Below are 23,296 nucleotides of genomic sequence, written 5' to 3'. Positions count from 1 at the left end.
GAACCCCACGACAGGTCCGGACCATTCCTCGGCCCGTCCAGGAGCAGAGGCTACCCGGTGCGGTCGGCCGCCCGTCGCACCCCGGTCGGAGGGCGCACTCAGTCGTGCAGGACGTAGTGCTGCTCGGCCCAGCCGTCGTCCTGCGGGATTTCGAGGTCCTCGGGGAGCAGGCTCCAGAGCAGCAGGTCGCTGCGGCTCTCCAGCTCCGCCGGGCCCCACTCGCCACCGCGCACTATCCAGGCGCTGCGCAGCACGCCCTCGCTGATCGAGCCGACCTTCTGAGCGACCTGCTGGCCGGCGGTGTTGCCGGCGGCCGTGCGCATCTCCAGCCGGAGGAAGCCCCGGTCCTCGAACAGCCACTGGGCGACGCCGAGGACGGCCTCGGGCGCGTAGCCCTCGCCGCGGGCCCAGGGGGCGGTGATGAAGCTGACCTCGGTGGAGAGCAGCCGCCAGTCGGTGCCGCGCAGCTCGACCACGCCGACCACCCGCTGCGTGAGGTGCTCGGTGACGGCGAAAACGATTCCGCGCCCCTGCGCCCGGCGGGCGGGGGCGAGGGCCCGGGCCCATTCGAGGGCGTGCGCCTCGGTGAAGGGCTGCGGGATCGCCGTCCAGGTGTGCACCAGCTCGTCGGCCATCATGGCGACCAGACTGGGGGCGTCGTCGTCCTCAAGGGGTCGCAGCAGCAGTCTCTCGGTGCTGATGGCGGTCTCGGGGAAGCTCGCTGGCATGCCGTCTCTCCTCGCCGGGTCGTGGACACACCGTACGCCCCACCCGTTCTCGGACGTGTCAGGGTACCGGCAAAGAGTACGACGGCACGTCAGATGTCCGTCCGCCGTGCCGCGCACACCCGGACATGGCGCTACCGGGCCCCGCCGTGGCACGGCGGGGCCCGGATACGGGTTCAGAGCGGCCGGCCTCAGTAGGCCGCGATGACCGAGCCCTTGAAGGTGTCGTCGATGTACTTCTTGACCTCGTCGGAGTGCAGCAGCTGGGCGAGCTTCTGGACGCGCGGGTCGTTCTCCTTGCCCTTCTTGACGGCGAGGATGTTGGCGTACGGGTTGCCGGCCGCCTTCTCCAGCAGGATCGCGTCGGTGGCCGGGTGCAGACCGGAGTCGAGCGCGTAGTTGCCGTTGATGACGGCGGCGTCGAGGTCGGCGACGGAACGCGGCAGCTGGGCGGCGTCCAGTTCCTTCCACTTGAGGTGCTTCGGGTTGCTCGCCACATCGGCCGGGGTGGCGGAGGTGCCGGCGCCGGGCTTCAGGGTGATGACGTTGTTGTCGGCGAGCAGCTTGAGCGCACGGCCCTCGTTGGTGGCGTCGTTGGGCAGGCCGACGGTGGCGCCGTCCGCGAGCTCGGTGACGGCCTTGACCTTCTTCGAGTACAGGCCGAGCGGCTCGAGGTGGACGGCCTCGACCGAGACGATGTCGGTGCCGTGCTTCTTGTTGAAGTCGTCGAGGTACGGAACGTGCTGGAAGTAGTTGGCGTCCGCCGAGCCGTCCTGGACGGCCGTGTTGGGGGTCACGTAGTCGGTGACGACCTTCACGTCGAGCTTCAGGCCCGCCTTGGCGGCCAGGTTCTTCTGGATGTACTCCAGGATCTGGGCGTGCGGGGTCGGGCTCGCGATGACGGTGAGCGCCTGGTCGGTGCTGGAGCCGGACGAGGATCCGGAGCTGGAGCAGGCGGCGACGGACAGGGCGAGACCTGCGGTGGCGAGGACGCTGGTGAACTTCAGGACGTTACGCACGAAAAGTGCCTTTCTTCATGGAGCGGGCGGTTGCTGGCGCCCGCCGGCCAGTTCTCGCTGCCCGCCCCGGTCGGGCGGCAGCGTGGTCGGGCGGTCAGGAGGCCGGGGGTCGGGGTCAGGAGACCGGGGGCCGGGGGCCGGGGGTCGGTCAGGAGGCCGGGGTGAGTTCCTCGGCGGGGGTGCTCACGGCCTCGGGGGTGCTCACGGCCGAGCGGCGGCGGCGCAGGCGGACGGTGCCGCCGGAGTGACCTCGGTTGTTCAGTCGGCGGACGAAGAAGTCACCGATCGCCTGGATGATCATCACGATCACCACCAGCTCCGCGATGATGACCCACATGAAGCCGGTCTCGAAGCGCTGGTAGCCGTAGTTGACGGCGAGGGTGCCGAGTCCGCCGCCGCCGACCGTGCCGGCCATCGCGGAGAAGCCGATCAGGGCGATCACGGTGGTGGTGACGGAGGAGACCAGCGCGGGCAGCGACTCGGGCAGCAGCACCTTGCGGACGGTGGTCCAGGTGGAGCCGCCCATCGCGTGGACGGCCTCCAGCAGCCCGCCGTCCACCTCGCGGACGGAGGTCTCGACCAGCCGCGCGAAGAACGGGATGGCGCCGATGGCGAGCGGCACGGTGGCGGCCTGCCAGCCGAGGGTGGTGCCCACCACGCCCCGGGTGAAGGTCTGCAGAGCGACCATCAGGATGATGAACGGCAGCGAGCGGCCGACGTTCACGATCACCCCGAGCACCCGGTTGACCACCACGTTCTGCAGCGCGCCGCCCTTGTCGGTCAGCACCAGCAGCAGTCCCAGCGGCAGCCCGATCAGCACGGTGACGACGGTGGCGACCCCGACCATCTGGAGCGTCTCCAGGGTGGCGGGCTGCATCAGCTGCTGCATGTCGTCCCAGGTCATGCCACGACTCCGTTCGGCTCGTTCAGGCCCGCGTGCTTCAGACCCGCCTCGTTCAGTACGTCGACCTGCAGGCCCTGCTCGCGCAGGAAACCGATCGGCACCACGTTGTCCTGGTGGGAGCCGGGCAGTTCGACCCGCATCCGGCCGACCAGCCGGCCGGCGATGGTCTCGACCGCCGCGCCCAGGATGTTGATGTCGATCTGGTAAGTACGGGCCAGCTGGGAGACGAACGGCTGGGCGGAGGTGTCGCCCTGGAAGGTGATCTCCAGGACGGTGTGCCCGGGGTGTCCGGCGCCGAACTCGCCGAGCGGGAACAGCTCGCGGGCGAGCACCGAGTCCGGGCGGGCCAGCAGGTCGGTCAGCGCACCGGCCTCGACCACCTTGCCGCCGCGCATCAGGGCGGCGGAATCGCAGACGCTCTTGATGACGTCCATCTCATGGGTGATCAGCAGGACGGTGAGACCGAGCTGCCGGTTGAGGTCGCGCAGCAGGCCGAGGATCGAGCGGGTGGTCTCCGGGTCGAGGGCGGAGGTCGCCTCGTCGGAGAGCAGCACCTTGGGATCGCCGGCCAGCGCGCGGGCGATGCCGACGCGCTGCTTCTGGCCGCCCGAGAGCTGGCTCGGGTAGCTACGGGCCTTGTCGGCGAGGCCGACCAGGTCGAGCAGTTCGGCGGCCTTGCGGCGGCGCTGGGTGCGGTCCAGCCCGATGATCTCCAGCGGGAGTTCGACGTTCTCCTGGACGGTGCGCGAGGAGAGCAGGTTGAAGTGCTGGAACACCATGCCGATCCGGCGGCGGGCGGCCCGCAGGTCGCGGCCGGCCCGGTGCTCCTGGCCGGAGAGGGCGGTGAGTTCGATCCCGTCCACGGTGACGCTGCCGGAGCTCGGGCGCTCCAGCATGTTCACGCAGCGGATGAGGGTGCTCTTACCGGCGCCGCTGGTGCCGACGACTCCGTAGACCTCGCCCTCGCGGACGTGCAGGTCGACTCCGGCGAGGGCGGTGACCTCGCGGCCTCGGGAGCGATAGACCTTGGTCAGGTCCTTGGTGGTGATCACAGCTGCTTCCGTTGCTCGGGGGCTGGGGGGTGGTGCGGCCGCCGCACCGGCAAGCGGTCAGCGGCGTGCGGAGGCACGCCGGAGAAGGGGTGCCTTAAAAGTTGATCTTGGGTGCTGCACAGCCAGGGCGCGCGGGGGCGTGACTCCGACGAGTCAGCGATGGGAACGGCGCGTCAGGCGGCAGGAATGCTCGCTTCGGGGCGCGAGGAGGGGACGAGGGCCCTCAGCAGTGACACATTCGACAACAACCCATGCAGAGCCCACCTGCCGGCGTGGTGCCGGTCGGGGTGCAGGTCGTCGTCGCAGTCATGCCTGCAAGTAAATCAGACGTACCGGCTCGGTCCCAGTTATCAGGACTCAGCGTCCGAAATACGGACGCGACGTAGGCGTACCAACGGTTGGTAAGGGTCAACAAAGCGGAACAGCGCCCGACCCGGACGGGTCGGGCGCTGCGCGGCCGGGTCAGGCCGTGGCGGCCAGCGGGGCGTGGACGGGCTTCTCCAGGGTGACCATGCTCAGCCGGCGGCTGACCTCGCGGACCGCCGCCTGGCGGTAGCCGTGGCGGGCGTACAGGCGCAGGTTGCCGAGGCTGCGGTGCCCGGTGAACAGCTCGAAGGCGCCGACGGAGTACTCCTCCTGCAACAGGCGCTCCACCGCGTCCAGCAGGCGGCCACCCAGGCCGTGGCGCTGCATCCGGGGGTGGACGACCAGGCGGGACAGCCGGGCGGTGCCGTCCTCGTCGACGTGGCCACGGACGGTGCCGACCACCTCGTCGCCCAGCCTGGCCACCAGGACGTGCCGTTCGGCCAGCTCTGCTTGCAGGCTCTCCAGGGTCTGGGTGAGCGGTTCGATCGCCCAGTCGCCGTAGAGTTCGGCCTCGGTCTGGTAGCCGAGGTACTGGAGCTTGAGGATCTGCTCCGCGTCCTGCTCGTTCGCCACCGAGATGATCACGCTCATGCCCATGCGGGGCCTCCCCATCGTTTAGTGCCCGGTGCGCGAATTCGAGGGTCCGCACCGGGTGCCCTGCCGAAGGTGTGCCCGGGCGGGGATCTGCCCTGACCGGGAGTGACACAGCCACGCGCCCCCGGCGGTCGCCGAGGTCGGACCTGTGCTCACGCTCAGTATCCGGCCGGTCGAGCCACCGTCAAGGGGACGTTAGCCACCGCTCTACCCCGACGCCCCCTGCTCTCAACCTTCCGGCCGTCTTAGGTGGTGAGCGTCACTCGGGATCACTTCAGTCCCGGTGGCCACTCAGGAGGGCGCGCAGGCAGGCCAGGCAGCGCGAACGCGTCGGCCCGATGCTGCCCTGCGGCATGCCGAGCAGCCGGGCGATCTGGCGGTATGTCAGGTCGGGACGGGCCGCGAGAGCGGTCAGCAGCTCCGGACAGCGGCCCGGCAGCCGGGCCAGCGCGAGCCGTACGGCACGTCGGCGCTCGGCGGCGAGCGCCTCCTCCTCGGCCGACGGGACGATCGCGGGCGGCTCCAGGGCCGTACGGGTGACGGGCCGGCACTCCTGCAGGGTGAGCGCGCGAAGCCAGGAGGTCAGATCGCGCGGCAGCCCGCCCTCGGCCCGCGCGTGTTCGAACACCCGGAGCCAGACGTCCTGCTCCAGGTCCTGCGGGTCCAGCCGGTGCCGGCGAGCGAGGGCCGCTGCGAGCGGGGCGAAGGCGGGGCGCAGCTCGGTGAGGCGGTGGTTCATATGGCTACGAACGAGCAAGGCTTGACGTAGGCAACTGCGTACCCAAGGAGGCGCGGGGAACTGTGCGATCAGGGCACGACGAAGTGCATGGTTGATCGCGCAGTTCCCCGCGCCCCTGTTGTGGTTGCTCTGAGCTGTTACGTGCGCGTCCCGTTGTGGTTGCTGTGGGCCGTCAGCCCTGGACCCAGTCCTGCTGGACCGCGAGGTCGGCCTTCAGCTCCGCCAGCTGGACGGCGACGGCCGACGCCGCGGTGCCGCCGCGGCCGTTGCGCGAGGCGATCGAGCCGTGGACGGTGAGGACCGTGCGGACCTCGGGGGTGAGGTGTTCGGAGATGTCGGCGAACTGCTGGTCCGTCAGGTCGGACAGCTCGATGCCCTGGCTCTCGCAGACCTTGACGCAGGCGCCCGCGACCTCGTGTGCGACCCGGAACGGGACGTTCTGCCGGACCAGCCACTCGGCGATGTCGGTGGCCAGCGAGAACCCGGCCGGGGCCAGCTCCTCGAGCCGCTCGCGGTGCACGGTGAGGGTGGCCATCATGCCGGTGAAGGCGGGCAGCAGGACCTCGAGGGTGTCGCAGGAGTCGAAGACCGGCTCCTTGTCCTCCTGGAGGTCGCGGTTGTACGCGAGCGGCAGCGCCTTGAGGGTGGCGAGCAGCCCGGTGAGGTTGCCGATGAGCCGTCCGGACTTACCACGCGCCAGCTCCGCGATGTCCGGGTTCTTCTTCTGCGGCATGATCGAGGAGCCCGTGGAGAAGGCGTCGTGCAGCGTGATGAAGCCGAACTCCTTGGTGTTCCAGATGATCACCTCTTCGGCGATCCGGGAGAGGTTGATCCCGATCATCGCGGTGACGAAGGCGAACTCTGCGACGAAGTCGCGCGAGGCCGTGCCGTCGATCGAGTTGCCGACCGAGCCCCGTTCGAACCCCAGCTCGGCGGCGACCGCCTCCGGGTCCAGCCCGAGCGAGGAGCCGGCGAGCGCGCCGGAGCCGTACGGGGAGACGGCCGTACGGGTGTCCCACTGGCGCAGCCGCTCGGCGTCCCGGCCGAGGGCCTGGACGTGCGCGAGGACGTGGTGGGCGAAGAGGACGGGCTGCGCGTGCTGGAGATGGGTGCGGCCCGGCATCGCGGTGTCGGGGTGTGCCTCGGCGAGGCCGACCAGGGCGTGCTGGAGGTCGAGGAGCAGTCCGCCGATGATCTTCCCGTGGTCCCGCAGGTACATCCGGAAGAGGGTGGCGATCTGGTCGTTGCGCGACCGGCCGGCCCGCAGCTTGCCGCCCAGGTCCGCGCCGAGCCGCTCCAGCAGCCCGCGCTCCAGGGCGGTGTGCACGTCCTCGTCGGCGACGGTACCGGTGAAGGCCCCGGACCGGACGTCGGCGAGCAGCCGGTCCAGGCCGCCGAGCATGCCCGCGAGCTCGTCGTCCGTCAGCAGCCCGGCCTTGTGCAGCACGCGGGCGTGCGCCTTGGAGCCGGCGATGTCGTACGGCGCGAGGCGCCAGTCGAAGTGCACCGAGGCGGAGAGCTTGGCCAGCGCCTCTGAGGGGCCGTCGGCGAAGCGCGCGCCCCAGAGACGGACGTCGGTGTTCTGGTCGGCGGGCATCGCGTGGGCTCCTTCACGAGGTGGGTGGGGGCGAGCCCCGGCCGTCAGGGGGTACGGCCGGGGCTCTGTGAGGGGTGGCTCAGGCCAGGTCTCGGCGGGCGGCGATCTTCGAGGAGAGGCCGAAGATCTCGATGAAGCCCTTGGACATCGACTGGTCGAAGGTGTCGCCGGTGTCGTAGGTCGCCAGGTTGAAGTCGTACAGCGACTGGTCCGACTTACGGCCGTCGACGACGGCCCGGCCGCCGTGCAGGACCATCCGGATCTCGCCGGAGACCGACTGGTTGGCCTCGTTGATGAAGCCGTCCAGGGCGCGCTTGAGCGGCGAGAACCAGAGGCCGTCGTAGACCAGCTCGGCCCAGCGCTGCTCGACCTGCCGCTTGTAGCGGGCCAGCTCGCGCTCGACCGTGACGTTCTCCAGGGCCTGGTGGGCGGTGATCAGGGCGATCGCGCCGGGGGCCTCGTAGATCTCGCGGGACTTGATGCCGACGAGCCGGTCCTCGACCATGTCCAGGCGGCCGATGCCCTGGGCGCCGGCCCGCTTGTTCAGCTCCTCGATGGCCTGGAGGACCGTCACCTTCCTGCCGTCGACGGCGACCGGGACGCCGGCCTCGAAGGTGATGACGACGGTGTCGGCCTCGCGCGGGGTGGCCGGGTTCTGGGTGTACTCGTAGACGTCCTCGATCGGGGCGTTCCAGATGTCCTCCAGGAAGCCGGTCTCGACGGCCCGCCCGAAGACGTTCTGGTCGATCGAGTACGGGTTCTTCTTGGTGGTGACGATCGGGAGGTTCTTCGCCTCGGCGAAGGCGATCGCCTTGTCCCGGGTCATCGCGTAGTCGCGGACCGGGGCGATGCACTTCAGCTCGGGGGCCAGCGACTGGATGCCGACCTCGAAGCGGACCTGGTCGTTGCCCTTGCCGGTGCAGCCGTGGGCGACGGTGGTCGCGCCGTGCTTCTTCGCGGCGGCGACCAAGTGCTTGACGATCGCCGGGCGGGAGAGCGCCGAGACCAGCGGGTACTGGCCCTGGTAGAGGGCGTTGGCCTTGAGCGCCGGGAGGCAGTACTCGTCGGCGAACTCGGCGCGGGCGTCCGCGACCTCGGCCTCGACCGCTCCGCAGTCGAGCGCACGCTGGCGGATCGCGTCCAGGTCCTCGCCGCCCTGGCCGACGTCGACCGCGACGGCGATGACCTCGGCGCCGGTCTCCTCGGCGATCCAGCCGATGCAGACGGACGTGTCCAGACCGCCCGAGTAGGCGAGTACGACGCGCTCGGTCACGGCTTTCTCCTTCACAGCAGGGCTTCAACAGGGCTTCGAACGGGACTTGCGACTGCAGTCCCATACGGCGTTAGGCATAAGTATGCACCAGACCGCATGAAACTCAAAACGACTGTGCGTACGGATTCACCGGCGGTCTACTGGGCCTTCGCCTGGGCCAGTTGCATCAGGTGGTCGGCCAGCGCCTGGCCGCCGGACGGGTCCCGGCTGATCAGCAGGACGGTGTCGTCGCCCGCGATGGTGCCGATGATCTCGAACACCTCCGCCTGGTCGATCGCCGACGCCAGGAACTGGGCCGCACCAGGCGGCGTACGGAGCACGACGAGGTTGCCGGAGGCCGTCGCCGACACCATCAGCTCGCCCGCCAGCCGGGCCATCCGGCCCTCGCTGGCGGACTCCCCCATCGGCGCGCGCGGCGTACGGTCGCCGCCCTCGGCCGGGACGGCGTAGATGAGCGCGCCGTCCCGGTTGCGGATCTTCACCGCTCCCAGCTCGTCCAGGTCCCGCGAAAGGGTGGCCTGGGTGACCACCAGTCCGTCCTCGACGAGCAGCTTGGCCAGCTGGCTCTGCGAACGGACGGGCTGACGGGTCAGCAGATCCACGATCCGGCGGTGGCGCGCGGTGCGGGTCTGCGGGACCTGCGAGGTCGGCCCGGCGGCGGGCTGGTCGGGGTGGGATGCGGTCATATTGTCAATTCTCCCGGACTACGCTCGGGGCTTCGCGTCGGGGGCGGTCTCGCGCACCTCGCGCAGGATGCCCGGCAGCGCGGCGAGCAGCCGGTCGACCTCCTGTTCGGTGATCACCAGCGGCGGCACCAGCCGGACGGCGCCCGGAACGGCCGCGTTCAACAGGAAGCCGGCCTCCTGCGCCACCGCCTGGATCCGCGCCGACACGGGCTCCGTCAGCACGATGCCCAGCAGCAGACCCGCACCCCGGACGTGCGAGACCAGCGGGTCGCCGATCGCCTCGATGCCGCTGCGCAGCCGCTCGCCGGTCTTCCGGACGTGGTCGAGCAGGCCCTCGGACTCGATGGTGTCGAGCACCGCCAGCGCGGCCGCCGCGACCACCGGGTTCCCACCGAAGGTGGTGCCGTGCTGGCCCGGCTGGAGCAGCTTCGCGGCCTCGCCGTACGCGACCACCGCACCGATCGGCAGCCCGCCGCCGAGGCCCTTGGCGAGCGTGATCACGTCCGGCTCGACGCCCTCGTACGCCTGGTGGGCGAACCAGTGTCCGGTCCGGCCGATCCCGGTCTGCACCTCGTCCAGGACCAGCAGCGTGCCGGTCGCCCGGGTGATCTCGCGGGCCGCCTTCAGATAGCCGTCGGGCAGCGGGATCGCGCCGTTCTCACCCTGGATCGGCTCCAGGAAGACGGCGGCCGTGTCGGTGGTGACGGCGGCGCGCAGCGCCTCGAGGTCGCCGAACGGCACGTGCGTGACGTCGCCGGGCAGCGGGCGGAACGGGTCCTGCTTGGCCGGCTGGGCGGTGAGCGAGAGCGCGCCCATCGTCCGGCCGTGGAAGGCGCCCTGCAGCGAGACCAGGTGGGTACGGCCGGTCAGCCGGCTGATCTTGAACGCGGCCTCGTTGGCCTCGGTGCCGGAGTTGCAGAAGAACACCTGGCCGTCGCGGCCCTCGGGGCCGGAGATCTCGATCAGCCGCTCGGCCAGCCGGACGGTCGGCTCGGCCAGGAACAGGTTGGAGATGTGGCCCAGCTGCCCGATCTGCCGGGTGACCGCCTCGACCACCGCCGGGTGGGCGGTGCCGAGCGCGTTGACAGCGATGCCGCCGACGAAGTCGACGTACTCCTTGCCGTCGGCGTCCCAGAGCCTCGCTCCGGCGCCGCGCACCAGCGGGATCCGGGGCGTGCCGTAGTTGTTCATCAGCGCGTGCTGCCACCGCTGGGTGAGTTCCTTGTTCCCGCTGGTCATGCCAGCCCCCCGATCACGGTCGTCTCGTCGTCCGGCACGACCATCGTGCCGATGCCCTCGTCGGTGAAGATCTCCAGCAGCAGCGAGTGCTGCACCCGCCCGTCCAGCACGCGGGCGGTGCCCACCCCCGAGCGGACGGCGTTCAGGCAGCCCTCCATCTTGGGGAGCATCCCGGACGCGAGCGTCGGCAGCAGCTCCTCCAGCTCGCTCGCGCCGAGCTGGCTGATCACGTCGTCGGACTTCGGCCAGTCGGCGTAGAGCCCCTCGACGTCGGTCAGCACCACCAGCATCTCCGCGCCGAGCGCCACCGCGAGGGCGGCGGCGGCGGTGTCCGCGTTGATGTTGTAGACGTGCCCGTCGGTGGAGCGCGCGATGCTGGAGATGACCGGGATCCGGCCGTCCGCGATCAGCGCCTTCACCGCGCCGGCCTCGATGTTGACGATGTCGCCGACCAGCCCGATGTCCACCTGCTCGCCGTCCACCACCGCGTACCGCTTCACGGCCGTCATGGTGTGCGCGTCCTCGCCCGTCATGCCGACCGCGAACGGCCCGTGCTCGTTCAGCAGACCGACCAGCTCACGCTGGACCTGGCCCGCCAGCACCATCCGGACCACGTCCATGGTCTCCGGGGTCGTCACCCGCAGGCCGTTGGTGAAGGAGGACTCCAGGCCGAGCTTGGCCAGCTGCGCGCTGATCTGCGGGCCGCCGCCGTGCACCACGACCGGGTGCAGGCCCGCGTAGCGCAGGAACACCACGTCCTGGGCGAACGCCGCCTTCAGCGACTCGTCCACCATGGCGTTGCCGCCGAACTTGATCACGACGGTCTTGCCGTGGAAGCGCTCCAGCCACGGGAGCGCCTCGATCAGGGTGAGGGCCTTGGGCAACGCGGTGTTGTTGCGGGCCTGTTCGCCCTTGGGTGCGATCTGCACTGCTCTGTCCCCCGGGGATCAGCTGGAGTAGGCGCTGTTCTCGTGCACGTAGTCGGCGGTGAGGTCGTTGGTCCACACCGAGGCGCTCGCCTGCCCGGCCTTGAGGTCGGCGGTGATGACGATGTCGCGGCCCGTCATGTCGACCAGGTCGCGGTCCTCGCCGACGGAGCCGTTCCGGCAGACCCAGACGCCGTTGATGGCGACGTCCAGCTGGTCCGGGTCGAAGGCCGCCTCGGTGGTGCCGATGGCGGCCAGCACCCGGCCCCAGTTCGGGTCCTCGCCGTGCAGGGCGCACTTGAGCAGGTTGTTGCGGGCGATCGTCCGGGCGACGTCCACCGCCTCGTCCTCGGTCGCGGCGCCGGTCACGTCGATCCGGATGTCCTTGCTCGCGCCCTCGGCGTCGCCGACCAGCTGACGGGCCAGATCGGCACAGACCGCACCGACGGCCTCGGCGAACTCGCCCTGGTCGGGCGCGACTTGGGAGGCGCCGGAGGCGAGCAGCAGCACGGTGTCGTTGGTCGACATGCAGCCGTCGGAGTCGACCCGGTCGAAGGTGGTCCGGGTCGCGGCGCGCAGCGCGGCGTCCAGGCTCGCGCTGTCGGTGTCGGCGTCGGTGGTGAGCACGACCAGCATGGTGGCCAGGCCGGGCGCCAGCATGCCCGCGCCCTTCGCCATGCCGCCGACCGTCCAACCCGCCGGGCTGGTGACCTGGGCGGTCTTGTGCACGGTGTCGGTGGTCTTGATCGCGATCGCGGCGGCCTCGCCGCCGTCCGCGCTGAGCGCCTTCGCGGCCTGCTCGACGCCGGGCAGCAGGAGGTCCATCGGCAGCCGGACACCGATCAGACCGGTGGACGCGACCGCGACCTCACCGGCGTTCAGGCCCAGCTCCCCGGCGGCCCTCTCGGCCGTCGCGTGGGTGTCCTGGAAGCCCCCCGCGCCCGTACAGGCGTTGGCGCCACCGGAGTTGAGCACGACCGCCGAGATCTGCCCGCCCTTGACGACCTGCTCGGACCAGAGCACGGGGGCCGCCTTCACCCGGTTCGAGGTGAAGACACCGGCGGCGGCGAGCGACGGACCGTCGTTGACGACCAGGGCGAGGTCCGGCGTACCGGACGCCTTGATGCCGGCGGTGATGCCGGAGGCCCGGAAGCCCTTGGCCGCCGTGACGCCGATGTTGGGGTGCTGCGTGGTCACGGTGCGACTCCGTTCAGGGGGAGGCCGAGCTCTTCGGGCAGGCCGAGGGCGATGTTCATGCTCTGCACCGCGCCGCCGGCGGTGCCCTTCACCAGGTTGTCGATCGCGCTGATCGCGATCACCCGCCCGGCGTGCTCGTCCAGGGCGACCTGGACCAGCGCGGCGTTCGAGCCGTAGACCGAACTGGTCTGCGGCCACTGCCCCTCGGGCAGCAGCCGGACGAAGGTCTCGCCCGCGAAGGCCGCCTCGTACGCCTCGCGGACGGCCGCGTACGTCACGCCCGGCTTCGCCTTCGCGCTGCAGGTGGCGAGGATCCCGCGCGGCATCGGCGCGAGCGTCGGCGTGAACGAGACGGTCACCGGCTCGCCCGCGACCGGGCCCAGGTTCTGCGCCATCTCGGGGGTGTGCCGGTGTCCGCCGCCGACGCCGTACGGGCTCATCGAGCCCATCACCTCGCTGCCGAGCAGGTGCGCCTTGACGGCCTTGCCCGCGCCGGAGGTACCGGAGGCCGCGACGACCACCGCCTCGGGGTCGACCAGCTTCGCCGCGTACGCCGGGAAGAGCGCGAGCGAGACGGCCGTCGGGTAGCAGCCGGGCACGGCGATCCGCTTGGCGCCCTTCAGCGCGGCCCGGTGACCGGGCAGCTCGGGCAGCCCGTACGGCCAGGTCCCGGCGTGCGGCGAGCCGTAGAACCTCTCCCACGTCCCGGCGTCCTTCAGCCGGAAGTCCGCGCCGCAGTCCACCACCAGCACGTCCTCGCCGAGCGCCTCGGCGACGGCGGCGGACTGGCCGTGCGGCAGCCCCAGAAATACGATGTCGTGCCCGGCCAGCACCTCCGGAGTGGTCGCCTCCAGCACCCGGTCCGCCAACGGCAGCAGATGCGGCTGCAACCCCCCGAACCGCGCCCCGGCATTCGACCCCCCGGTCAGCGCCCCGATCTCGACCCCCGGATGACCGAGCAGCAGGCGCAGGACCTCACCACCCGCATACCCACTGGCGCCGGCGACGGCGACTCGCAATGCCATGGCGTTTCCCTCTCCTACGACTTGGCATGAATATACGCATCACGGAACATTCATGCAAGGAGGTCGAGGTGCGACCGGGCGGCGCACGGTCCGCACGGGACGCTGTGACGCAGCTCACGGCCGATGCAGAACCTGCGGGCCGCCGCAGCCGTCTGGCTGGTGTGAGATCACGCAGGAGAGCACCGGACGAGCTGGACGAGGAACGCCTCCTCCGGCTGGTGGCCAAGGGTGACCGGGGGGCGTTCGACGAGTTGTACCGGCGTACGTCGCCGTGGTTGGCGGTGCGGTTGCGCCGGCGCTGTGCCGACGAGCAGATCGTCGCCGAGGTCATGCAGGAGACGTATCTGGCGGTGTGGCGCGCGGCCGGTGCGTTCGCCGGCAGCGCGGTCGGCGGGACGGCCGTCGGGTGGCTGTGGACGATCGCGGCGCGGCGCCTCATCGACGCGTTCCGGCGCCGGGCCCACCACGCCGAACCGCCGGTCGCCGCCGCCGAGCGGGCGGTGGTGCCCGCAGCGGAGGAAGAGGCACTCGCCAAGGCCGTCGGCGGCGACGTCGGCGACGCGCTGCGGCAGCTGGCGCCGGAACTCCGCCAGGTACTGCAGGCCATGGTGCTGGACGGACTCTCCGTCCGGGAGACCGCCGTCCTGCTCAGACTGCCCGAAGGCACGGTCAAGACCCGCGCCCGCCGGGCCCGGATCGCGATGCGGGAGGCGCTGGCATGAGCGCGGAACATGCGTCACATTCGTCACATGCGTCGATGCGGTTGATCGACGACTATGCACGTGGTGAGGCGGCGATGGCCGCTGACACGGTATGGGCGCTGGAGGCCCATCTGGAGACGTGCGCGCTGTGCCGGAGCCGTCTGGCAACCTCCGTGGCCACCGAGGCGCCCGGCCTCGCCGCGCTCGTCGACACCGTCCGGGCCGGTCTGGAACCGCAGTTGGACGCGGCCGTCACGATGCCCTCGCGGCGGTACCGCCCGAGGTGGGTATCGGCCTGGCTGACTCCGGTCATGGCCCCGTGGCTGGTCATGACCGTCGCTGTCACCCTGCTGGCGCTGCTGCTGGACGCGGCCGGGCCGCCGGTGGTCTTCGGCACCGCCTCGCCCATGGTGCTGATCGCGCCCGTGCTGCCGCTGTGCGCTGTCGCGGCATCGTGGTCGCGCGGCCTGGACCCGGCGCACGAACTGACGGCCTCGACCGCCCGGGCCGGTCTGCCCCTGCTGCTGCGACGCAGCACCTCGGTACTCGCCGTGGTGCTGCCCGCGCTGCTGGTGGAGGGCTGGCTGACCGGCGCCATGACGGCCGCGCAGTGGTTGCTGCCCTCGCTGGCCTTCACCTCCATGGCCCTGGCGCTGGGCAGCGTGGTCGGCGTGACCCGTGCCGCCGCCGCACTGGCGATCGCCTGGGGCGCCGTCATCGCGGCACCCGCCTGGGGCACCGGCCGCGTCCCCGTCGTCCTGCGGCCGGACCAACTACCCGTGTGGGCAGCTCTCTTCGCGCTCGGCATCGGCGCCGTGATCGCCCGCAGGCGCGCCTACTCAGTGTTGTGAAACCATCCTCGACCCTTGGAAAGGGCCACTGCATGACACCCGCGATGAGCGCGGCCGACACCGCGCCGAAGACCTACGCCTGGGAGATCCAGGCCACCGGCCTGAAAGTACGGGCCGGACGCAAGAAGATGGCCGTCGACGGGCTCGATCTGTCCCTGGGCACCGGCACCCACGGCCTCCTGGGGCCGAACGGAGCGGGAAAGACCACCCTGATCCGGTCCCTGGCCACCGTGCTGCGCCCCGCCGAGGGCGAACTGCGGCTGTGCGGCACCTCCATGAGCGGGCTGGGCGACCTGCGGGCCCTGCGCCGCCGGATCGGCTACCTGCCGCAGGAGTTCGGCTACTACAAGCGGTTCACGGTACGCGAGTTCGTCGAGTACATGGCCTGGCTGAAGGAGGTTCCCAGAGCGGACATCCCGGCGGCCGTCCAACGCGCCGTGGAACGGGTGGGCCTGGCCGACCGCGCCGACCACCGGATGAAAACCCTGTCCGGAGGCATGGTGCGACGCGCCGGCATCGCCCAGGCCATCGTGAACGATCCCACCCTGCTGCTGCTGGACGAACCGACCGCCGGCCTGGACCCGGCGCAGCGACTGCGCTTCCGGGAGCTGCTGCAGGAACTGGGCCGCGACGCCTGCGTGGTCGTCTCCACCCACCTGGTCGAGGACGTCGCGGCCGCCTGCTCCGACGTGGTGCTCTTCGCCGACGGCCGCCTCGTCTTCCAGGGCACACCGGAGGACCTGGCCGCGTCCGGCGGCCCCGAGTACCCGGGCGACAGCCCCCTGGAGCGCGGCTACTCGGCGCTGCTCCACACCTCCGAGTCGCAGGGTGGTACCTGGTGAACGGGCGCGTGTTGGGGATCGAGCTGAAGCGCTCCGCCGCCCCGTGGGCCGGCCTCGTGATCCTGGGCGGCAGCCTGGCGTTCCTCTATCTGATCAACGGACTGTGGTGGTACGGCACTGCGGCGTGGACGGCCCAGTGGACGTCGATGGCGCTGACCACCCGTTGCATGCTGGCCTTCGGCTGGCCGATCGCGGTGGGCCTCGGGGCGCTGCACGGGCTGCGCGACTCCCGCTCGCGGATGACCGAACTGCTGACGACCACGCCACGGCCGGCCTGGCGTCGGGCGGCGCTGCCGGCCGGGGCGACGGCGATCTCGTTGGCGGCGGCCTTCGGCCTGCTCGTCGTCTGGGGCGCGGTCCAGGTGGCGCTCGGTAGCGCCACCTACCTGCCCCTCGGTTGGCTGCCGATCTCGCTGGTGGCGGCGCTGGCCCTGGTCGCGGGGGCCGTATTCGGCATGGGCGTCGCACGGGCCCTGCCCTCCGTGCTCACCCCGCCGCTCCTGGTGGTGGTCTTCCTGATGCTGAACGTCCTGCTGCGGCAGACCACGGACGGGGTACTGCCGTCGGGCTTCGCGCCGAACCGGCTCGCCCTGCTGTCCCCCGTGACCGAGATGCCGCGCGAGATGCTGCTGACCCTGTCCGGTGCCGTGCACCTCGGCCAGACGCTCTGGCTGCTCGGCCTGCTCGCCACCGGCTTCGCACTGCTGGTGGCTGCGACCCGCCGGGCCCGGCTGCTCGCGGTGGCCCCCGTCCTGGCCGGCACGGCCCTGGCCCTGCTGATCCTCCCGGCCGCTGCGCGCGACACCTACGTCGTCGACCGGGCCGCCGCCGCCCTGGTCTGCGACGGCCCGGTGTGCGTGACGCAGGCGAACCGTTCACACCTGCCCGAACTAGCGCCGCGCGGGAAGGAGGCGCTGCGCCTGCTGCACGACACCTTGGGCGACCAGGCGCCGACCTGGGTGCGCGAGGAGACCGCGCTGCGCGCGATCGCCGACGAACGCCAACTCTCCGGCGCCGTGGTGCTGATCGACCTCGACGACCCGCTGATCGCCCATGCGGCGGGGGCGGAACTGACCCGCCTGCTGGTCGCCCAGGGCCTGACGCCGAACTGCGAGCCGCACACCACTCGGGAGGGCGGGGGAACGGTCGACATCCCCGCACAGAGCATCGCCGCGAGCTGGGCCCTCGGCGATCACCGACTCGAACCGCTGCAGAAGCCCGACACCGACGTGTACTCGCAGCGTACTTGGGCGAAAGCCGAAGCCGCCTGGGAGAAGCTGACGGAGCTGTCGCCGGGCGAGCAGCGCTCGCGGATCGCTCAGGTGCGCACCGCCGCGCTCTCCTGCAAGAACGAGCTCGCGGCGCTGACGGGGGAGACATCCCCATGAGATGGCTGATGCTGTACGCGCGTTCACGCCAGGTGCCCACCTCGGCCACCGCGATCACGCTGATCGCGCTGGCGGTGTGGGCCCTCGACCAGGGCGCCGGCCGGGGCCCGGGCGACCTGGAGATCGCGGTCCTGGTCCTCACCACGAACGTGGCTGCCGCCTCCATCGGACTCGGCGGGCGGGATGACGCGCTGGAGAGGACGGCCGCGATCCGGTGGATGCCCCGCCGGGCAGCGCACGTGCTGCTGATCGGCGCGGTCGCCGGGGCGGTGCTGTTGGCGGTCCAGGCGGCGGGGCCGAGCCTCGCCCCGGCCGCGCTCGTCGTCCGGGACAGCGCGGGCCTGGTCGGCCTGGCCGCGCTCGGGGCGGTGCTGTGCGGGGCACCGTTCGGATGGACCCTGCCGACCGGCTGGCTCGCGTTCACCCTCCTCGTCCCGCCTCCGGGCGGCATCGTGGGAGAGGTGGCCAGCTGGATGATCTTTCCCCCCGGCACGGCGGCGTCCACCGGGACCGCGTGGGCCCTGCTGGCGACCGGTACCGTCCTGTACGCGACAGCAGGACCGAGACGGTGACGGTGACGGACACGCCCCGCGCCGCGCCGCGCCGCCCCTGTATAAGGAGATCGCCCCCGGCCGGCCAGGTTTCGAACCGTTCTGAGCGGAGCGACCTCGGGCAGGTAGCCGGGCGGCGCTGAGCGCTTCGGTTGGCGCAGCTCGCCAACCGAAGCGCTCAGTCACACGCATTGGTGTGATGGTGTGTGACATGCCGCTTCCGGCGTAATCGGGTGCGTTGGGCTGTTCGGCCGTCACGCTGGGCCTGTTGATCACGGTCCAGGTCAGGAGGCGGCTGGGGCACAGGCCGCGCGAGACTGCCTGGCCGGGGCCACAACTCCCCCTGCCGGCCAGCCCGAAGGACCACCCATGAACAGCGCCGTCGCCGACCTGATGCGCCGCAACCTCCTCGACGTCTTCAACGAGCCGGACCCCGGGCGCCGCAACGCGGCCATCGCGCAGACCTACGCCCAGGATGTCGTGTGGCACGAACCCGACCGCGTCGTCCGAGGCCGCGAGGCGCTCGTCCAGCGCGCCACAGAGCTGCGTGCGCAGACCCCGGACTGGGTGTTCGAGCCCGACGGCCCCGTCTCCGTCAACGACGACCTCGGCCACCTCGGCTTCCGGTTCGGCCCGGCCGGTCAGCCGCCGGTCGCGACCGGAATGGACATCGCCCACTGCAAGGACGGCGTCATCGTCGAGCTCTACACCTTCGTCGGCGGGAGCATCCGACCGTCCTAGGACGACCGGTCAACCGCAACGGCACCCGCTCAGCCGGCGGCAGCGCCGAACCACCTGGGCAGCCGGCTGAGCAGTTCCTGCTGATCGTCACCGACCCACGCCACGTGGCCGTCCGGCCGCAACAGCACGGCGGGCACGTCCAGTTCCTCGGTGACGTCGACGACGTGGTCGACCCGGTCGGCCCACCCGGCGACGGAGAGTCGGCCGGTCTGGTCGAGCAGCAGCCCCCGGCCGCCGTGCATCAGCTCGTAGAGGCGCCCCTGCTTCAGCCCCACGTCCCGCATCCGCCGACCGAGCAGTTCGTGGCCCTCGCCGAAGTCGTAGCGGACCCCGACGGCGGTGATCATCCCGGTCACGTACCGGTTCACCTCCTCGAAGTCCATCAACTTCGAGAACAGCTCCCGCAGCGCGGTCGCACCCGGGTCGGTCCCCAGCAGCGTGATCTGCGCGCGGCTGTTGTCCAGCACGTGGGCGCCCACCGGGTGCCGTTCGACGTGGTAGCTGTCCAGCAGCCCGTCCGGTGCCCAGCCGTTGACTGCGGCGGCCAGCTTCCAGCCGAGGTTGAACGCGTCCTGCACGCCGAGGTTGAGCCCCTGCCCGCCGGTCGGCGGGTGGATGTGCGCCGCGTCGCCGGCCAGCAGCACCCGCCCGACCCGGTAGCGCTCGGCCTGCCGGGTGGCGTCGCCGAACCGGGACAGCCAGCGCGCTGAGTGCACGCCGAAGTCGGTGCCCGCGGTCGCCCGCAGCTGCTGCTTGAACTCCTCGAGGGTCGGCGGGGTCGTACGGTCCTCGGCCACGCCGTCGGCGGGCACGACGACGCGGTACGTCCCGTCCCCGTTGGGGATGGTGCCGAACCGCAGTTGGGTCTTGCGGACCTCCGCGACGACGGCGGCGACCGTCGCCGGATCCTCGGTCATCTCCATATCGCCCAGCAGCGTCTCGGACTTGGCGGGCTCGCCGGGGAAACCGACGCCGAGCCCCTTGCGCACCATGCTGCGGCCGCCGTCGCACCCGACGAGGTAGCGCGAACGCAGCTGCGTGCCGTCCGCCAGCTCGACGGCCACCCCGTCCTCGTCCTGGCTCAGCCCGACCACCTCGCAGCCGCGCCGGATCTCGGTACCGAGCTCGAGGGCCCGCTCGCCCAGCAGCCGCTCGGTGACCGGCTGCAGAATTGAGAGGCCGTACGGGTGCGCCGTATCCAACTTGTCCGGCCACGCCTTGTGGATGCCACCGAAGAAACCGCCGACCTGGAACTTCTCACTGACCGCGAGGAACCGGTCGAGCAGGCCGCGCTGGTCCAGCAGCTCGACGCTGCGCGCGTGCATGCCGCGCCCCCGGGACTCCTCGGTCGGCTCGGTCAGCTTCTCCAGCACGACCACGTGCACGCCGGCCAGCCGCAACTCGCTCGCCAGCATCAAGCCGGTCGGTCCGCCGCCGACCACGATCACGTCAATCATCAGAACGCCCATTCAACGAGATTGGCCTATTCAAGGAAATTGGTGGCCAGCCGCTCTGCGCAGCCCGGCGGCACGCACACCCGCGCACCCGCGCACCCGCACATCGCACCTCCGCGCCGAGTCCTCGCAACCGCACCGCGAGTCCCCCCGGCGGTTCGACGTTCACGTGCAAACCCATACATCGATAAAAGCGCACGATCTTCGTGAATCCGTCTTTTCGGCAGGTTCTGGCCTCGGCCGACCATTCTGGGGTACTACCCGGGCCTTGCCGCAAGGCCCCCGGTGCGCTATATATTGAGAGTGGCAAGGAGTGGGTGACCTCCTTGCCTTTGTCTTTTGTCGTCCGCTGTGGACGGACCGGCGCCTCCCGTAGCGGTGACGCGGCGCGTACGGCGATGCCGACGGCCCTCGTGGACCTCCCCTGGGCCTGCGGATGCAGCCGCGGAACGAAGTTCTGCACTCTCTTCAGCAAGGCGACTCGAGCGTCGTCGAGGGCGCGGCCGTGCATCGCTGCTCCGCACGAGCCCATTGACGGACCGTCATAACTGCTCAGCTTCCGGGGCCCGGCGGAGAGCTGCCGAGCGGTCGGCACGAGAGCGGGGCAGCACGGACGCGGCCGGACCAGTGGGCGATGACGACGAGTTGGGCGTGCGCCATCCCGGGCATCCAGTTCGGGCGGGCCCTGTGGAGGGAGCTCCCAATGTCAACGTGATTCATTTCAGCCTGTGTCTAATTGGCTAAATTCATTCTGGCTAACGTCCTGGATGCCTGCGAATGTTGCTCACGCACGGTCAAGTGAACGGTGTGGGACAGAGCCCCGCACCCGACAGGAATGAGGTGCTCATGATCAGCTTCCGCAAGCGCGTTGCAGCGATCGCCGTAGTCGTCGCGATGGGTCTGGGCGGTGTCGCGGCGGGCACGGCGCAGGCCGCACCTGAGTCTGCCCGGGTGTCCGCCGCCGCTGCGCTCGGCGGCCCAGCGACGGTGATCGGCCCGAACAGCGTCCTCGAGGTCGGCCACGCCTGGCGCTCGCCCAGCGGCCGGACCGCTCTGTGGATGCAGAACGACGGCAACGTCGTGCTCTACCACGACGGCGTGGCGATCTGGGCGACCGGAACCATCCCGAATGCCCTCCACCTCATCATGCAGGGCGACGGCAACCTGGTGGCGTACAGCTGGAACTACGTACCCCTGTGGTGGAGCGGCACGGACGGCCACCCCGGCGCCTACCTCGCCATCCAGGAAGACGCCGACATGACGATCTACTCCACCAACCGGCCCCTGTGGTGGTCCAACTACAACCCCGGGTTCTAAAGACCGACCGGCAATCGGGGTCAGCAGACCTGAGGTGGAGTTCCTGAGTGCCGGCCCCGTCGCGTGAGCGGCGGGGCCGGTCGCGCGTTCGCACGGGGGCGCGTCACCGTCAACGACGTCGGCTCACCTCCACCAGGTCACAGGCCCAACTCCGCCCGCACCCGCCGCCGTACGTCCGCCACTGCCGCCGACCCGGTGAAAGCCTCGGTCACGAGGACCAGCCAGCCGGCCTCCGCCTCGAGATCGGCCCCTACCTCGGGCACCCGGTGCTCGTTGCCGGAGAACCGGTGGTCAACCACGGCCGCCTCCAGCGCAGCAGCGATAGCCGCAGCCTCGGCGGCCGCCGAGCACTGGCGCCCGTCGGAGTCGCCGCAGCTCGCACCGGCCCACTCCGCTGCCCGGGGATGGACGTACGGGCGCAGGGCGAGCTGTCCGTCCCGGATCTCGATCACGCGTCGGTAGAGCGCGAACTCCGCGTTCCGCCCCACCCCGCCCAGGCCCCACCAGGCCGCCGAGGACTGCAGGGCGATCTCGGGGCGCACGGCGTACAGGGCGGACCACAGCGGGCCGATGCGCCGGTAGCTGCGCCAGGCGCGCAGCCAGCGGACGGGCGCCGTCGCGTACCGTCCCCACGCCGTCAGCGTTGCACCGCCGATCCCCAACGTCATGGTCAGCACGGCCGCCGGCGCCGAGAAGACGTCCTCCGCGCTGTACTGACGGCCCGTCGCCAGACCCTCCCCGATCGGGACGAAGCTCAGCGCCGTCCAGACGAGACCGGCCACCCCGCCGGCCACCACCAGCCGCAGGCCCACCCGTAGCAGTCCGGCTCCCACGTGCCGGACCGAGCGGTGGATCACCACGGTGAACAGGCCCACACACCAGAAGCTGTGCGCGACGAAGACGGTGTCGAACACCGCGAGCGCCACCCGCCCACCGACCCCGACCGCCAGCACATCTCCCGTCGGACTCACCGTCATGGCGAAGTACAGCGCCACGTCGACGGCCATCACCAGCACCGACCAGACCGTCTGGCGGCGCATCCGCGCCGAGGCGTTGTCAGCGGCCTGCACCGCATACGCCATGAGCGCGAGGAAGCACTCGGCGGCGAGCCTGCACTCCATGCCGAGCAGCGGAAAAACCCGCCACAACGGTATCCACGGCTCGCCGGCACTGGCGGAGACGGGCGCCAGAAACACCGCCGACGCGCCGATGCAGACGGCGAAGCCCACCAGGAACTCGGCGCCCCTGCCAGTCCGGACGCCCCGGCCGAGCCACAGGCGGCAGAGCGCTCCCGCCACCGCGACGGCACAGGTCAGCAACCCGGCGGCGTCGATCACGCGCCGGCCTGTTCCGTGCCGCACTCCCGCGACGGCACATCGAACATCGAGCCCAGCCGGGCCACCGTCTCCGCCGCCCCCGCCTGCTCGGCGGCGCTCGGTGCTGCCGCCCTCTCGCGGGCGGCGCGGTGCAGCACCAGCGAGGCGAACAGCTCGGCCTCCCGCTCCTCCACCTCGCTGTAGACATCACGGCCCAGCACCCGGCGGACCAGCTCCCCCGGCAGATTCGGCAGCAGGGCCTTCGCCGTACCCGGGCCGAGAGAACTCTCACCACGGTGCCCGCACAGCAGATGGCCGACCTCGTGCAGCACGATGTGCCGCTGGTGGAGCGGCGTGGTGTCACCCGGGTACCCGATGTACTCCGCACGGTCGGTGGTCACCAGCAGCCCGCAGGGGCCGAACTCCCCGCGCCGCAGCGGCACGAACTCGACCGGGCGCCCCACCCGCCGCGACAGCGTCACCGCCAGCGTCGTCAGGTCGAACGGCTCCGGCAGCAGCACCGAACCCGCGATCCGCCGACATCGCCGCCATAACGCCCGACGACGCCAGTTCACGTCCACCATCGCTGCTCCCACCCACCGCCGAGCCGTCGATCGGCCCGCCACCGACCCATCGTAGAGAAGGCAGCCGACACTCCGGGGGATCAGGACGGGCGCCGGGTTCCCGCCCCGCGCTCGCGCCGGGCGATCGCCTCGATCATGTCGCTGATCGTGCCCAGCCCCTCCGGGGAGAGCGTCACGGCACGCAGCGCGACCTCCCGCACTCCCGCGTC

At 71.2% G+C, this 23,296-nt stretch carries 23 protein-coding genes; 7 read left to right on the top strand and 16 right to left on the bottom strand.

Annotated features, from left to right (window positions below; genetic code table 11):
• Nucleotides 1–98 precede the first annotated feature (98 nt).
• From P3T29_RS07340 to argC, 13 genes are all read right to left on the bottom strand, one after another.
• Complete coding sequence (locus P3T29_RS07340; RefSeq protein WP_280715496.1) at nt 99–728, bottom strand: GNAT family N-acetyltransferase; 630 nt, start codon at nt 726–728, stop codon at nt 99–101.
• 188 nt (nt 729–916) lie between these two features.
• Nucleotides 917–1,744: a MetQ/NlpA family ABC transporter substrate-binding protein gene (locus P3T29_RS07335; RefSeq protein WP_280715495.1), complete on the bottom strand. Its 828-nt coding sequence runs from the start codon at nt 1,742–1,744 to the stop codon at nt 917–919.
• A gap of 148 nt (nt 1,745–1,892) precedes the next feature.
• Nucleotides 1,893–2,648 (bottom strand): methionine ABC transporter permease, encoded by a 756-nt coding sequence (locus P3T29_RS07330; RefSeq protein WP_280715494.1) that lies wholly within the window; start codon nt 2,646–2,648, stop codon nt 1,893–1,895.
• Nucleotides 2,645–3,700, bottom strand: coding sequence for an ATP-binding cassette domain-containing protein (locus P3T29_RS07325; protein ID WP_280715493.1), 1,056 nt, complete (start codon nt 3,698–3,700; stop codon nt 2,645–2,647). The genes P3T29_RS07330 and P3T29_RS07325 overlap by 4 nt, the downstream gene beginning before the upstream one ends.
• A 462-nt stretch (nt 3,701–4,162) precedes the next feature.
• A complete protein-coding gene (locus tag P3T29_RS07320) occupies nt 4,163–4,663 on the bottom strand; it encodes a GNAT family N-acetyltransferase (RefSeq protein ID WP_280715492.1) in 501 nt (166 codons plus the stop codon).
• 271 nt (nt 4,664–4,934) lie between these two features.
• Nucleotides 4,935–5,399: a sigma-70 family RNA polymerase sigma factor gene (locus P3T29_RS07315; protein WP_280715491.1), complete on the bottom strand. Its 465-nt coding sequence runs from the start codon at nt 5,397–5,399 to the stop codon at nt 4,935–4,937.
• A gap of 172 nt (nt 5,400–5,571) precedes the next feature.
• Nucleotides 5,572–6,996 (bottom strand): argininosuccinate lyase, encoded by a 1,425-nt coding sequence (gene argH / locus P3T29_RS07310; protein WP_280715490.1) that lies wholly within the window; start codon nt 6,994–6,996, stop codon nt 5,572–5,574.
• 79 nt (nt 6,997–7,075) lie between these two features.
• A complete protein-coding gene (locus tag P3T29_RS07305) occupies nt 7,076–8,269 on the bottom strand; it encodes an argininosuccinate synthase (RefSeq protein ID WP_280715489.1) in 1,194 nt (397 codons plus the stop codon).
• Between the two features lie 137 nt (nt 8,270–8,406).
• On the bottom strand, nt 8,407–8,955 hold the full coding sequence (locus tag P3T29_RS07300) for an arginine repressor (RefSeq protein WP_280715488.1): 549 nt from the start codon (nt 8,953–8,955) through the stop codon (nt 8,407–8,409).
• Between the two features lie 18 nt (nt 8,956–8,973).
• Nucleotides 8,974–10,194 (bottom strand): acetylornithine transaminase, encoded by a 1,221-nt coding sequence (locus P3T29_RS07295; protein ID WP_280715487.1) that lies wholly within the window; start codon nt 10,192–10,194, stop codon nt 8,974–8,976.
• Complete coding sequence (argB, locus tag P3T29_RS07290) at nt 10,191–11,123, bottom strand: acetylglutamate kinase (protein ID WP_280715486.1); 933 nt, start codon at nt 11,121–11,123, stop codon at nt 10,191–10,193. The genes P3T29_RS07295 and argB overlap by 4 nt, the downstream gene beginning before the upstream one ends.
• Before the next feature lie 18 nt (nt 11,124–11,141).
• The gene (gene argJ, locus P3T29_RS07285; protein WP_280715632.1) at nt 11,142–12,296 is read right to left on the bottom strand and encodes a bifunctional glutamate N-acetyltransferase/amino-acid acetyltransferase ArgJ; all 1,155 of its coding nucleotides are present in this window, start codon (nt 12,294–12,296) and stop codon (nt 11,142–11,144) included.
• Nucleotides 12,297–12,313: 17 nt separating this feature from the next.
• Nucleotides 12,314–13,342 carry an N-acetyl-gamma-glutamyl-phosphate reductase gene (argC, locus tag P3T29_RS07280; protein WP_280715485.1) on the bottom strand — a complete coding sequence of 343 codons (1,029 nt, stop codon included), beginning with the start codon at nt 13,340–13,342 and terminating at the stop codon, nt 12,314–12,316.
• Nucleotides 13,343–13,503: 161 nt separating this feature from the next.
• Between argC and P3T29_RS07275 the strand changes: the two genes are divergently transcribed.
• From P3T29_RS07275 to P3T29_RS07250, 6 genes are all read left to right on the top strand, one after another.
• A complete protein-coding gene (locus tag P3T29_RS07275; RefSeq protein ID WP_280715484.1) occupies nt 13,504–14,064 on the top strand; it encodes an RNA polymerase sigma factor in 561 nt (186 codons plus the stop codon).
• Between the two features lie 35 nt (nt 14,065–14,099).
• A complete protein-coding gene (locus P3T29_RS07270; protein WP_280715483.1) occupies nt 14,100–14,894 on the top strand; it encodes a zf-HC2 domain-containing protein in 795 nt (264 codons plus the stop codon).
• Between the two features lie 32 nt (nt 14,895–14,926).
• On the top strand, nt 14,927–15,736 hold the full coding sequence (locus P3T29_RS07265) for an ABC transporter ATP-binding protein (protein ID WP_280715482.1): 810 nt from the start codon (nt 14,927–14,929) through the stop codon (nt 15,734–15,736).
• Entirely contained in the window at nt 15,733–17,124 is a 1,392-nt protein-coding gene (locus P3T29_RS07260; RefSeq protein ID WP_280715481.1) for a hypothetical protein, read from the top strand. The genes P3T29_RS07265 and P3T29_RS07260 overlap by 4 nt, the downstream gene beginning before the upstream one ends.
• On the top strand, nt 17,121–17,696 hold the full coding sequence (locus tag P3T29_RS07255; RefSeq protein ID WP_280715480.1) for a hypothetical protein: 576 nt from the start codon (nt 17,121–17,123) through the stop codon (nt 17,694–17,696). Before P3T29_RS07260 ends, P3T29_RS07255 begins: the two co-directional genes overlap by 4 nt.
• A gap of 348 nt (nt 17,697–18,044) precedes the next feature.
• Nucleotides 18,045–18,416, top strand: a complete 372-nt coding sequence (locus tag P3T29_RS07250) for a nuclear transport factor 2 family protein (protein ID WP_280715479.1) — start codon at nt 18,045–18,047, stop codon at nt 18,414–18,416.
• 29 nt (nt 18,417–18,445) lie between these two features.
• Here P3T29_RS07250 and rox read toward each other — a convergent pair whose 3' ends face one another.
• Nucleotides 18,446–19,873, bottom strand: a complete 1,428-nt coding sequence (gene rox / locus P3T29_RS07245) for a rifampin monooxygenase (protein WP_280715631.1) — start codon at nt 19,871–19,873, stop codon at nt 18,446–18,448.
• An 843-nt stretch (nt 19,874–20,716) separates the two neighbouring features.
• Here rox and P3T29_RS07240 point away from each other — a divergent pair.
• Nucleotides 20,717–21,187 carry a hypothetical protein gene (locus P3T29_RS07240; RefSeq protein WP_280715478.1) on the top strand — a complete coding sequence of 157 codons (471 nt, stop codon included), beginning with the start codon at nt 20,717–20,719 and terminating at the stop codon, nt 21,185–21,187.
• Between the two features lie 137 nt (nt 21,188–21,324).
• On the opposite strand, the gene P3T29_RS07235 is transcribed toward P3T29_RS07240, so the two are convergent.
• A complete protein-coding gene (locus P3T29_RS07235) occupies nt 21,325–22,524 on the bottom strand; it encodes an MAB_1171c family putative transporter (RefSeq protein WP_280715477.1) in 1,200 nt (399 codons plus the stop codon).
• Complete coding sequence (locus P3T29_RS07230; protein WP_280715476.1) at nt 22,521–23,087, bottom strand: ImmA/IrrE family metallo-endopeptidase; 567 nt, start codon at nt 23,085–23,087, stop codon at nt 22,521–22,523. The genes P3T29_RS07235 and P3T29_RS07230 overlap by 4 nt, the downstream gene beginning before the upstream one ends.
• Nucleotides 23,088–23,296 lie beyond the last annotated feature (209 nt).

The sequence above is a fragment of the Kitasatospora sp. MAP5-34 genome (assembly GCF_029894335.1).
Taxonomy (GTDB): Bacteria; Actinomycetota; Actinomycetes; order Streptomycetales; family Streptomycetaceae; genus Kitasatospora.
This window is presented reverse-complemented; position numbering and strand designations above follow the sequence as displayed.